This window comes from Micromonospora sp. CPCC 206060 (assembly GCF_036906895.1).
GTDB lineage: Bacteria > Actinomycetota > Actinomycetes > Mycobacteriales > Micromonosporaceae > Micromonospora.
Genome location: NZ_JBAKHU010000042.1, coordinates 26,701 through 38,185, shown reverse-complemented (window position 1 = coordinate 38,185; position 11,485 = coordinate 26,701). Strand labels below are relative to the sequence as shown.

Sequence of the window (11,485 nt, the reverse complement as noted above, 5' to 3'; positions counted from 1 at the left end):
AGGAACCATGCAGTCCAGCCCCACGATCAGGACCCGTCGCACGCCTTGCCACCGAGAACCTTCACCTGACCGGTCAGGTCGGTGAACTCCGTCTGCGTGCTGGCCTCGACGGCACCGATCGGCCGCTCGGCGATCAGGTAGCTGTGACTGCCCCGGTGCAGCTCCTTGAAGATGACGAAGCCGACCTCGGTCACCAGGTCGTTCAGCGTCGCCCAGGGCAGCACGTACGCCTTGTCCTCCAGTAGCGAGAAGTAGAAGTCGTGCATCGCCTCGTCGGCGAAGCCGCTGTAGCTGAAGCAGTGCCCCAGCACGAACGCCCCGCCGGGGCGCAACGCCCGCCAGATCTCCCGCAGCCGGGCCGGCTGGTCCTTCATGAAGTGGAACGCGCCGTTGAACAGCACCCCGTCGAACGATCCCGGTGCCACCGGCGGCAGACCCGTGTTCAGGTCCCGCTCGATGAACGTCACCGACGCCTGCGGGTACATGTTGGTCCGGGCGATCGCCAGGAAGTCGGTCGACTTGTCGACACACACGATCGTCGCCGGATGCTCGGAGAACTCGGCCAGCCGCTGCGCGCCGAAACCCGGCCCGCAGGCCAGGTCGAGGAAGCGGTGACCCCGCGAGGCCAGCTCCCGCACCGCGACCATCCGACCGAACTCGTACAACGGGTTCTGCAGGTTGGTCCGCCACGCCAGTTCGTACTCCCGGTTGAACTGGATCGCGGCGCTGGACGAACGCAGGAACGACAGGTCGTCACCGAGCATGCTCTTGTTGCCGTTGCGGATCAGCTCCGCGTGCCCCTCGCCGTACCAGGACGACAGGTGGTCGTACTTCGGCTGGTACCGCTCCGGCATCGACGCGGCCGGCTGCTTCACCGCCCGGTAGACCTTACGGCCGTTGACCTCACGTTCCTCCGCCGCACCGGTGGCCACCAGCACCTTGAGCAGGTGCAGCACCTGTGCGGTGCGCTCGGGACGGAACGCCAACCTGCGGACCACGTCCTCCACGGTCTGGAAGTGGGTCAGCGCCGACAGCAGGCCGGAGGTCTGGGACACCTCCCGTACCGCGTTGTCGAAGATGTGGGCGGACTCGATGGCTGCGGTGAACAGGCTCTCGTGGGACTTCATTGCGCGTCTTCCTTCTTGGTCAGGCCCGAGTTGCGCAAGTCGACCGGCCGGCCGTCGCAGGTCTGCGGCGGATCGACCCCCATCAGCGCGGCGAACGTGGGCGCCAGATCCACCATCGCCACCGGGTGGCGAGCGACCGCACCCCCGCGCAGGTCGGGGTTACGGATCAGCGCCAACGTGGCCGCCGACGGGGACGCCGGATGGAACGAGCCGTGGCCGCTGGTCAGTTCGACACCCGGAACGGTCAGCTCGAACAGCCCGGCAGCGTCGTGGCGGAGCCGGGTGGCCGGCTCGTACCCCTTGTCCATCGTGAAGAACACGTCCGGGGCGACCTCACCGTGCTGGCCGTGGGCACGCATCTCGGCCGGACCGAGCACCGCGCTGACCACCGGCCGGCCGGTACGCGGATCGACCAGGGCACGCAGCGCGGCGGTGATCTCCTGCCGGAGCGGCTCCACCTCCTCCTCGGTGACGATGCCGCCCGACCACCGGCTGGTCGTGTTGAGCAGCACCAGCCCCGGGAACAGCCCGTACGCCCGGGTACGCGACCAGTCGATGTTCTCGCCGTCACCGGTGACGATCCAGCCCCGCTCCCGCAGGAAGTCGTTGATGAAGAACAGGCTGTGCACCGTGTCGTGCCCGTGGTCGCTGACCAGCGCCAGCGTGTCGTCCTCCCCGGCCAGCTCGCTGACCGTGCCGACCAGCCGGTCCAGCAGCCGGTACGTGTCCCGCAGGAACGACAGGTACTGCTCCTGGTCGCGGTGGTGCTCCGGGTGGTCCGGGTCCAGCGCCGCCCCGGCGATGTGGTGGGCGTACTCCACCACGTGCCAGTGCACGAAGAACCCGCGCCACGGATGGTTGCGGGCCAGGTGCCGCAGCGCCCCCTCCAGCCATGCCGTGTGCCGGTCGTAGATCTCCAACTGGGTGTCCAGGTCGATCAGACCGTTCATGAAGTCGAACGTGCCGGTCCACTCGGCCACCGGACCGACCGCCGCGCACAGCTCCTCGGCCACCGCCGCCGGCCGGGTGAAACCGGTGGTCCGGTGCCCCTCACTGCGGTACAGCCGAAGCACCCGCCGCGCGACGTCGAGTTCGAGCAACTTGAGCCGGTAGGCGAAGGCCCCCCGCGCGGACTCGTCGTGGATCCAGTCCGACCACTGGCCGACCTGTAGCGTCGTCACCGCCTCCGGGCGGTCCTTGCCGGTGCGCACCAGCAGCCGGGCCTGTCCCGCGTCGTCGGTGTAGGCCAGCGCGTGCAGCAGCCGACGGGTGCGCTGACCGGCCGGGGTGAGCACCAGCACCGTCTCGAAACCGGGTACCGCCCCGGCCGGCAGGTGGGCCCAGTTCAACGGGTCGCGGGCGGTCACCGGCGTCCAACCCGACGCGGTGGCGCTGTCCACCCGCCAGTGGTCGTCGTAACCGTGTGGCACCGAGCAGCAGCCCTGCGCCTGCGACTGCGGCAGCTCGAAGCCGCACGCGTAACAGGTCGAGGAGACCTCCTCGAACGAGCAGGTGATATCGGCGTACCCGCCGGCCCCGTCGACCTGGATCAGATGCTCACTGTCCACCTGCACCGGCCAGCTGCCGGGGTACTTCACCACGATCGCCGGGTGACCGTCGGCGGCGAGCCGCTCCCACAGGTACTCCCCGTGCGACAACGACCGGTCGAAACCGTTGCGGATGTGGTCCGGCGCCCGCCCCGGGGTGGGCAGCAGGATGTTGCTGATCCCCAGGGTCGCCGGATGGGCCCCGGACGCGATCGTCTGCCAACCCGGCGAGGTCAACGCGGGCAGGGTGGGTACGACATCGAGCCGGGCCGCGTCGCCGAGCAGCTTCGCGCAGTTCGGGAGCACTCCCTCCTCGACGAAGCGGAACAGTGTCGCGGGTGGGAGTCCGTCGACTCCGAGCAGGAACAGATTGGACACGGCAGTCCTCACGATTCGGCATGGGTACGACGCAGGGCACGGGAGTAGGTGCCGCACAGCCAGGACATGCAGGCACGCAGGTCCAGGCCGGACGTGTCGTGGTCGAAGACCATGGCGGTGAACCCGATCCGGTCGACGAGCTCGTGCGCCTCCGGGGCCCGCTCCGGGGGAAGGATTTGGCACGGGTCACCGACCGCGATGTGCTGCATCGGTACGGTCGTCCCCGCCGGCAGGACCGTCCCGACGTGCACGATCGCGCCGATGGCGACCAGTACCCCGTCGGCGACGCGCGCGCCGTTGAAGATGCTGGCCCGGGTGGCCACCATGCACTCGGCGCCGATCCGCGCGCCGCTGACGTGTGCGCCGGGCCCGATCAGGGTCCGCGCGCCCACGTCCGTCGGATGCCGGCCCGCTCCGCGCACCACCGCGTTCTCCATCACGATGGACTCCTCGCCGAGGCTCACCGGCGCGGACTCGGCGGTGACCACCGCCCCGTCGAGCACGACCGCTCCCGGGCCCACCCGCACCTGTCCGGCCAGCACGGCGGTGGGCGCGACGTACGCGGTCGGGTCGACCTGCGGCGCCCGGCCGCGCAGTGTCCGCCGGAACGGGTCCGGCGGGCCGTGCCCGGTGGCTGGCCGGGCCTCGGCGAAGGTCATCGCATTCCTTCCGTGGATACTCCGGCCTTCAGGCCGGAGAGGAAACGGAACCCCTGCGGAGCAGGGCAGAAAAAGCCGATCCGCCGCCAAGGCGGATCGGCGTCCGCCCGCGTGTCACCGCGAGGCTCACCGGCCAGCTTGTTAGCTTGTGAGCTATTACCAGGACCGTGAAGCGGGCGTTCAAGTTCCGCTTCTACCCGACCGACGCGCAGGCTGCCGAGCTTGCTCGTACGTTCGGCTGCGTCCGGAAGGTCTACAACATGGCGTTGCAGGCGCGCACGGAGGCGTGGACGCTGCGCCAGGAACGGGTCAACTACAACGCCACCTCGGCGATGCTGACCGCCTGGAAGAAGACCGACGAGCTGGCCTACCTCAACGACGTCTCCTCCGTGCCGTTGCAGCAGACGCTGCGGCACCTGCAAGCCGCGTTCACCAACTTCTTCGCCAAACGCGCCCGCTACCCCAGCTTCAAGAGCAGGAAGAAGTCGCGCCGATCGGCGGAGTACACCACCAGCGCGTTCCGCTGGTGTGACGGCCGGCTGACCCTGGCGAAGATGACCGAACCCCTGGACATCGTGTGGTCCCGGCCGCTGCCCGACGGGACGACACCGTCCACGGTGACCGTGTCGCAGGACGCGGCCGGGCGCTGGCACGTGTCCCTGCTCTGCGACGACGTGATCGAGCAGACCCCGGCCACCGGAGCGGTCGGGATCGACGCCGGGATCGACAGCCTGCTCACCCTCTCGACCGGGGAGAAGATCACCAATCCCCGACACGAGCGGGCTGACCGCCATCGGCTCGCCCGCGCCCAGCGGGAACTGGCGCGCAAGGAAAAGGGCTCGAACAACCGGGCCAAGGCCCGGCTCAAGGTCGCCCGTGTGCACGCCCGGATCACCGACCGCAGGCGTGATCACCTGCACAAACTGACCACTCGGCTCGTTCGTGAGAACCAAACGATCGTGATCGAGGACCTGACCGTGCGCAACATGCTCGGCAACCACAGCCTGGCCCGCGCCATCAGCGACGCGGCCTGGCGCAAGTTCCGCACCATGCTGGAGTACAAGGCCGACTGGTACGGCCGGAACCTGATCGCGGTTGACCGCTGGTTCCCGTCGTCCAAGCTGTGCTCCGCGTGTGGCGCGCTCGCGCAACGGATGCCGCTGAACGTCCGGACGTGGACCTGCCGATGCGGCACCGTCCACGACCGTGACGTCAACGCGGCCCGCACCATTCTCGCGGAGGGGCTCTCCGTGATTGCCTGTGGAGGCGGTGTAAGACCTCAACGAGAGTCCTCTCGGACGGGGCGGTCGTCGGCGAAGCAGGAAAACCCGAGGGTGACCACGGGAACCCCCGTCCCTTAGGACGGGGAGGATGTCAAGGCGGTCCTCGACGGTCGGGGTGGACAGGGTGGACGGTGGGCGGCGGTCCCCGCCCGGGTGATCAACTCAAGACTGAAGTTAGGGTAGCCTAACCTAAGTGACTGTCAACGCCGCTGGTCGCCGTCACGGCGTGACCATCCCCTCAACCCGGCACCGACACCGGCTCCCCCGCGCCGACCGGTACCGGCCGCAGCGGGCCCCGGAACCGCCGCTGGTGCCCGAGACCCACCAGAACGCCGAGGGCCACCAGCACGACCGATCCAATCGCGACTGCCGGGTAGCCGAACCGGTCCGCCGCCGCCAGCCCGACGGAGGCGGCCAGGAACGAGCAGATGAGCCCGAACGACGACAGCACGGTGAAGTCGGTGCCGCCGGTCTCCGGCCGGGAGTAGTCCATGTTGACCGTGTAGAGCACCACGTTGGCGGCCGTGTAGGCGGCCATGAACAGGCCCAGCGCCACGACCGTGCCGGTCAGCGGGGCCCGGCCGGTCAGCAGCGGCAGCAGCAGCACCGTCGCCACCGCCAGGGCCACTCCCCCGGCGACGAGCACCGCGCTGCGCCCGAAGCGGCGGATCGCCACCCCGGCGAGCAGGCCGGCCACGATGGCCGGCACGCTGGTGACCACGCCGGTGACCACGCCGATGCGCCCCAGCGACCAGCCGGCGTCCACCAGGGCCGGGGTGACCAGGGCGTACGCCGATCCGGCGCCGACGTAGACCAGCGGCACCACCCCGAAGGTCCACCACCGGCAGCCGGGCTGGCCGAACACCGACAGCAGGGCCCGGTACGCCGCACCGGTACCCGCCACGCGGTCGGTGCGGGCGGGTTCCCGGAACCGCCACACCACCAGCAGACCGAGGGCGGTCAGTACGGCGAGCATCAGGATCGCCGGTACCCAGCCGAACCGGTCGTAGACGACCACGCAGGCACCACCACCGAGCAGGTTGCCCAGGTAGCTGGCGGCGACCTGGATGCCGTTGCCGACGCCCCGGGCCGGGTCGGCCAGCAGCCGGACGGCGATGGCGTCCACGGCGATGTCCTGGGTGGCGGAGAAGAAGACGTACCCGGCGCAGATCGCCACGATCACGCCGAGCTGCTCGGCGGGTCGGGTGAACGGCAGCAGGGCCAGCAGGGCGAGCACCAGCCCGCTCTGCAGCACCAGCAACCAGGAGCGGTAGTGGCCGTGGCGGCGGGAGCCGTACCGGTCGAGCAGGGGCGCCCAGAGGAACTTGACCGGCCAGATCAGACCGATGACCTGTATCAGGGCGAGGGTGTCCAGTGAGGTGCCGCCGTCGCGCAGGATGGCGGTCAGCCCGACGGTGATGAACCCGATGCCGAGGTACTGGGTGACGTAGAGCGCGGTGAGCGTACCGAGGCGGCCCTTCACCGGGCGCTCCAGTAGCCGAGCGAGGTGACCTGGTGCCGGCCAACGCCCAGGGTACGCCGCAGGTGCCGGGTGATGCCGCGCGTGCTCGCCGCCTCGCCGGCCACCCAGTAGTGGGCCCCGTCGGTGGCGGGTAGGGCCGCGCAGACGGTGTCGACCAGGTGCCGTCCGTCGTCGCGGCGCGGTACCCAGGTCACCTCGTGGTGCGCCCGGGCGCGCGGGGTGAGCGCCTGTTCGCCCTCGTGGGCGTACTCCAGCCAGACCGTGGCCGGGATGTCGGCGGCGGCGTCAAGGAGGCTGTTGACCGCCGGTAGTGACGCGGCGTCGCCCACCAGGTAGAGGTGCCGGGGGGCGGGGTCCGGCAGGGTGAACGCGCTGCCCTGCACGGTGGCGTCGATGGTGTCGCCGATGCCGGCGGCCGTGGCCCAGCGGGCCGCGCATCCGTCGTGCAGGGCGAACTCCAGGTGGAACCGTCCGGTGGTCGGGTCGGGGTCCACGAGGGTGTAGGCGCGCTGGTGCGGGCGACCGTCGTTGTCGAACCACATCCGGATCCACATGGTGGGGTGCACTCCGCACGCTTCCAGCAGGCCACCACCGTCGACGTGCAGGCGCTGGTAGTGCGTACCGACCGACTCGGTGCCGAGCACGGTCAGCCGGAAGTCCCGTCCGCCCATCGCCTTGAGCACCAGGGCTTCCCAGTTTCGTTTCACGCGCCCTCCAGGTAAGGTTTGCCTTAGTTAGGGGAGGGTAACCTAAGTTGGAAGTTCTGTGCAGAGCGGACCCACCATGCGCCCGGCCGGTGAGCCGGTGACCGGCATCCATCGGGACCGGTGGGGGGTTCCGCACCTGTGGGCCGACACCGTCGACGACCTGGCCCGGCTGCAGGGCCGGGCCGCCGCCACCGACCGGGCCTGGCAGATCGAGGTCGAACGGTGGCGCTCGGAGGGCCGGCTGGCGGCCCACGTCGGCCCCGGCGAGCGGGGCTGGGACCGGTTCGCCCGGCGGGCCCGCCTCGACGACACCGCCCGCCGCTGCTTCGACCGGCTCACCCCGGAGACCCGACGCTGGGTCACCGCCTACGCCGACGGGGTCAACGAGGGGCTCGCCGACGGTGCCGCCACGGCACCCGAGTTCGCGGCGGCCGGCTGCACACCCGGCCGGTGGCAGCCCTGGTCACCGCTGGGGGTCTTCCTCGTCCAGCACATCCTCTTCGCCACCTTCCCCAACAAGTTGTGGCACGCCCACGTCGCCGCCACCCTCGGCCCGGCGGCCCGGGACCTGTTCGCCGTCGAGGGCCCCGGCGGCTCCGGCAGCAACGCCTGGGTGGTCCCCGGTGACCCCGCCACCGGCCGGGCACCGGTCATCGCCGGCGACCCGCACCGCATCCTCGAACTACCCGGCGTCTACCAACAGGTACGCCTGGCCTGCCCCGAGTTCGACGTGGTCGGCTTCGCCTTCCCCGGCGTACCCGGCCTGCCCCACTTCGGTCACGCCGGCGGGGTCGCGTGGGCCGTCACCAACGCGATGGCCGACTACCAGGACCTCTACCGTGAACACCTGCGCCGCGACGGTGACCGGGTCCTGGTCCGCGACGCCGACGGCTGGGTGCCGGCCCGGCACCACGTCGAACACATCGAGGTACGCGACAGCGAGCCGGAATCCGTCGAGGTGATCGAGACACCCCGAGGCCCGGTCATCGACCACGACCGGCACACCGGCGAGGCGATCAGCCTGCGCATCCCCAGCCGGGTCGAGGAGAGTCTCGGCTTCGACGCACTGCTGCCGCTGCTGCGCGCCCGCACCGCCGACGACGTCTCCGACGCGCTGCGCACCTGGGTCGAGCCGGTCAACAGCGTCCTCGTCGCCGACCGGCGCGGGGCGGTCCGGCACCTGGTCGCCGGGCTCGTGCCGGTCCGCGACGACCGGTGCCGGCGCGAACCCGTGCCCGGCTGGGACCCCCGGTACCGGTGGCACGGCGAGTACCTGCCGATGAGGGTCACCCCGGTCGACGGGATCGCGGTGTGCGCCAACGACCGGCGCGACGACGTGGCTGACGTGGGCGGCGACTTCGCCCCGCCGCACCGCGCCCGCCGGATCCGTGACCTGCTCGACGAGGGGACCCCGGCGCAGGTCGTACACCGGGACACCCGGCTGGCCGCCGCGACCCTGCGCAAGCTGCTCGACCGGCTCGACCCCGACGCTCTCGGCGCACCGGCCCGGGCGCTGCGGGACCGGTTGACCGCCTGGGACGGCCGGATGTCGGCCGACAGCACCGATGCCGGCGCCTTCGCCGCCTGGCGGGCCGCCCTGGCCCGGCGCCTGCACGACCACCCGAGCCTGCGTCCACTGCGCATCCCCGGCCGGTACGACGAGCTGTTCGCGCCGTGGACCGACCCGCTGGCCCGCATCGGCCACGCGCTCGACGGGGTGGTCGCCGGGCTGCACCGGCTCGGCGGGGACGTCGTACCGGCGGCGGTCGGGGCGCTGGAGGACGTCGCGGCCGGTGGGCCGCCACCGGCGTGGGGGCGGCGGCACCTGCTGCATCCGGTCCACCTCGGGGTGGCACCGGCGGTCGACGCGGCGGTGGCGGCCATGCGCGACCGGGTCGCGTTGTCCGGCGACACCGACTGCGTGCTGTCCACCTCCAGCGTCCCCGGGGTGTCCGACGCCTGTTGGCGCGGCCCGGTGGCCCGCTACGTGTGGGACCTGACCGACCGCGCGGCCAGCCGCTGGGTGGTCCCCTTCGGCACGTCCGGACGGCCGGACGACCCGCACTTCGACGACCAGCTATCCCTGTGGGCCGGTGGTGACCTGATCCCCGTGGTCACCGACTGGCGACAGCTCACCCCACCCGGAGACGAGGAACCCATGGTGTATCAGGAGACCATCCCCGGCTTCGGCGAGCTGACGCTCGTCGTGGTCGACCCGACCGCCCACGCCGAACTGCTGCACGGCTGGGTGACCGAACCCCGGGCGGCGTTCTGGGGCATGGGGTCGCACACCGTCGACGAGGTGCGCGAGATCTACGAGTTCATCGACGGACTGTCCACCCACCACGCCTATCTGATCATGCTCGACGGCCAACCGATCGGACTGTTCCAGACCTACCAGCCGGAGGCCGACCCGGTGGGCGAGCGCTACCGGGTGCAACCCGGTGACGTCGGGATGCACCTGCTGCTCGCCCCGGGGAAACGCCCACCACGCGGTCTCACCACCGTGGTCGGTCCCGCCCTCGCGCGTTTCCTGTTCCGCGACCCCACCCGGACGCGGATCGTGGTGGAGCCGGACGTGCGCAACCACCACGCGCTGCGCCGGCTGGAGTTGGAGGGCTTCACCTTCGACGAGGAGATCGACATGCCCGACAAGCGAGCCCAGTTGGCGTTCCTCACCCGGGCCCGCTTCGAGTCGGACCACCCCGCACCCGTCTGAGGCGACCGCCGCACCCCCGACACGCCAAGTGTTGACCATGATCGTCTGCAGCTCAGCGGAAACTTCCCCGGCGTGTCCTAACGCTGAGCTACAGAGGATCATCGGAAGCCGATACGCCACCGATCAGAACGACGGTGACAGGTGCAGCATCCGGTTCGGCGAGCCGGTACCCGGATTGATCACAACCGGGTTGGCGACGCTGAACAGGTAGCTGGCCACCTGGGCCGGGGTCCAGGTCGGGTAGTTGTCGAGCACCCTGGCGGCTGCTCCGGCGACGTGTGGTGCGGCCTGCGACGTGCCACTCATCACCTGTGTCGCGTTGAATGCGGTCCACCAGGCCGACGTGACGGACACCCCGGCGGCGAAGAGGTCCAGGCAGGGACCGTAGTTGGAGAAGCTGGCCCGACTGTCGGTCATGGTGGTCGCGCCGACGGTCAACACCGTCGGCACCGAGGCGGGCGAGTAGTTGCAGGCGTTGGCGTTGGCGTTGCCGGCCGGGACAGTCACCGTGATGCCGCTGGCGACGGCGTTGGCCACGGCGCTGTTCAGCGCGGCGTTGTACGTGGCGATCACCCCGATGTTCGCCACCCCGGGCTGGCCGGTGGGATGGTTGGCGACCATCCAGTTGATGCCGCTGATCAAAATGGAGATCGTGCTGGGTTGGACGCAGTCGAAGACCTTGACCGCGACCAGGAGGACGTTCTTGGCCACGCCGTAGGTCGTCCCGCCGACGACGCCCGCGGCATGCGTGCCGTGCCCGACACAGTCGTTCGCCGGGGGCAGACCGTCGATCGCGTCGTAGCCGTAGACCGCCTGACCGCCGAAGTCCTGATGCCCGATCTGGACCCCGGAGTCGATGATGTACGCCCGGACCCCGGTCCCGTCGCTGACCCAACTGTAGGTGGTGTCGAGACCCAGCGGCGCGTCGATCCGGGACAGTCCCCACGGGGCGTTGAGCTGCGTACTGGCCAACCAGGTGGTGCTGTCCTGCTCGACGTGGGCCACCGCCGGATCGGCCGCCAACCGGCGGGCCACCGACTCGGGCATCCGCGCCGCGAAGCCGTTGATCGCGTCGCTCCACACCTGGTCCGGCGTGACACCGTGGCGACCGGTGAGCTTCGCGACCGCCTCGGACACCCGGCTCCGGCGGGCCCCCGACGGGCCGGCGACTGCACCGTCGGCCAACGTCACGATGTAACTGCCGGGGACAGTGGTCGCACCACCGGCCCCGAGGATCGCGCCGGTCGTATCCGACCCGCTGGCAGTGGCAGTGGCAGTGGCAGTGGCAGTGGCCGGGCCGGCCAGCGCCGTGGCAACCACGGTCGCGGTGGTGAACACCGCCAGCACGGCCCGCACCCGTCGACCTCGGTACGCAGGCGTCATCATCCAGGGAAACCTCATACCAGCCCCTCCCTTGGTCCCAGCACCACATCCCGTCCACCACTGCGGGAATGCATGGGAATTTGTTTCCGGATCCTATCGCCGAATTGACGGACGATCGGCAGGGAAAGAGGCTCAACACATCGTCATCCGTCATTTTCTCGTGGATGACAAATCGCGGCTGGGAGGTATCAGGCAGGAA

The 11,485-nt window shown here is 70.6% G+C and carries 8 protein-coding genes and 1 pseudogene; 3 read left to right on the top strand and 6 right to left on the bottom strand.

The window, feature by feature from the left end; all coding sequences use genetic code 11:
• Positions 1-26 precede the first annotated feature (26 nt).
• The 3 genes from V6U90_RS22855 to V6U90_RS22845 are packed head-to-tail and all read right to left on the bottom strand — an operon-like array spanning position 27 to position 3,711.
• Positions 27-1,127 (bottom strand): class I SAM-dependent methyltransferase, encoded by a 1,101-nt coding sequence (locus V6U90_RS22855; RefSeq protein WP_334440207.1) that lies wholly within the window; start codon positions 1,125-1,127, stop codon positions 27-29.
• Entirely contained in the window at positions 1,124-3,052 is a 1,929-nt protein-coding gene (locus V6U90_RS22850; RefSeq protein ID WP_334440205.1) for an alkaline phosphatase family protein, read from the bottom strand. Before V6U90_RS22850 ends, V6U90_RS22855 begins: the two co-directional genes overlap by 4 nt.
• Before the next feature lie 8 nt (positions 3,053-3,060).
• The gene (locus tag V6U90_RS22845) at positions 3,061-3,711 is read right to left on the bottom strand and encodes a gamma carbonic anhydrase family protein (RefSeq protein ID WP_334440203.1); all 651 of its coding nucleotides are present in this window, start codon (positions 3,709-3,711) and stop codon (positions 3,061-3,063) included.
• Positions 3,712-3,878: 167 nt separating this feature from the next.
• Here V6U90_RS22845 and V6U90_RS22840 point away from each other — a divergent pair, with 167 nt between their 5' ends.
• Complete coding sequence (locus V6U90_RS22840) at positions 3,879-5,072, top strand: RNA-guided endonuclease InsQ/TnpB family protein (protein WP_334440201.1); 1,194 nt, start codon at positions 3,879-3,881, stop codon at positions 5,070-5,072.
• 160 nt (positions 5,073-5,232) lie between these two features.
• On the opposite strand, the gene V6U90_RS22835 is transcribed toward V6U90_RS22840, so the two are convergent.
• Both V6U90_RS22835 and V6U90_RS22830 read right to left on the bottom strand, forming a co-directional pair.
• Complete coding sequence (locus V6U90_RS22835) at positions 5,233-6,477, bottom strand: MFS transporter (protein ID WP_334440199.1); 1,245 nt, start codon at positions 6,475-6,477, stop codon at positions 5,233-5,235.
• Positions 6,474-7,184, bottom strand: a complete 711-nt coding sequence (locus V6U90_RS22830) for a siderophore-interacting protein (protein ID WP_334440197.1) — start codon at positions 7,182-7,184, stop codon at positions 6,474-6,476. Before V6U90_RS22830 ends, V6U90_RS22835 begins: the two co-directional genes overlap by 4 nt.
• A gap of 76 nt (positions 7,185-7,260) precedes the next feature.
• Here V6U90_RS22830 and V6U90_RS22825 point away from each other — a divergent pair.
• Together V6U90_RS22825 and V6U90_RS22820 are read left to right on the top strand one after the other, a co-directional pair.
• Positions 7,261-9,321, top strand: a pseudogene (locus V6U90_RS22825) (penicillin acylase family protein); the annotation flags it as partial.
• 21 nt (positions 9,322-9,342) lie between these two features.
• On the top strand, positions 9,343-9,903 hold the full coding sequence (locus V6U90_RS22820; protein WP_334440261.1) for a GNAT family N-acetyltransferase: 561 nt from the start codon (positions 9,343-9,345) through the stop codon (positions 9,901-9,903).
• Positions 9,904-10,026: 123 nt separating this feature from the next.
• Here V6U90_RS22820 and V6U90_RS22815 read toward each other — a convergent pair whose 3' ends face one another.
• Positions 10,027-11,259, bottom strand: coding sequence for a S8 family peptidase (locus V6U90_RS22815; RefSeq protein WP_334440195.1), 1,233 nt, complete (start codon positions 11,257-11,259; stop codon positions 10,027-10,029).
• Positions 11,260-11,485: the final 226 nt, after the last annotated feature.

Bases quoted from the DNA above. Each gene is read 5' to 3' on its own strand.
- V6U90_RS22820 (WP_334440261.1), top strand. From the start codon at position 9,343: ATGGTGTATCAGGAGACCATCCCCGGCTTCGGCGAGCTGACGCTCGTC.
- V6U90_RS22845 (WP_334440203.1), bottom strand. From the start codon at position 3,711: ATGACCTTCGCCGAGGCCCGGCCAGCCACCGGGCACGGCCCGCCGGAC.
- V6U90_RS22855 (WP_334440207.1), bottom strand. From the start codon at position 1,127: ATGAAGTCCCACGAGAGCCTGTTCACCGCAGCCATCGAGTCCGCCCAC.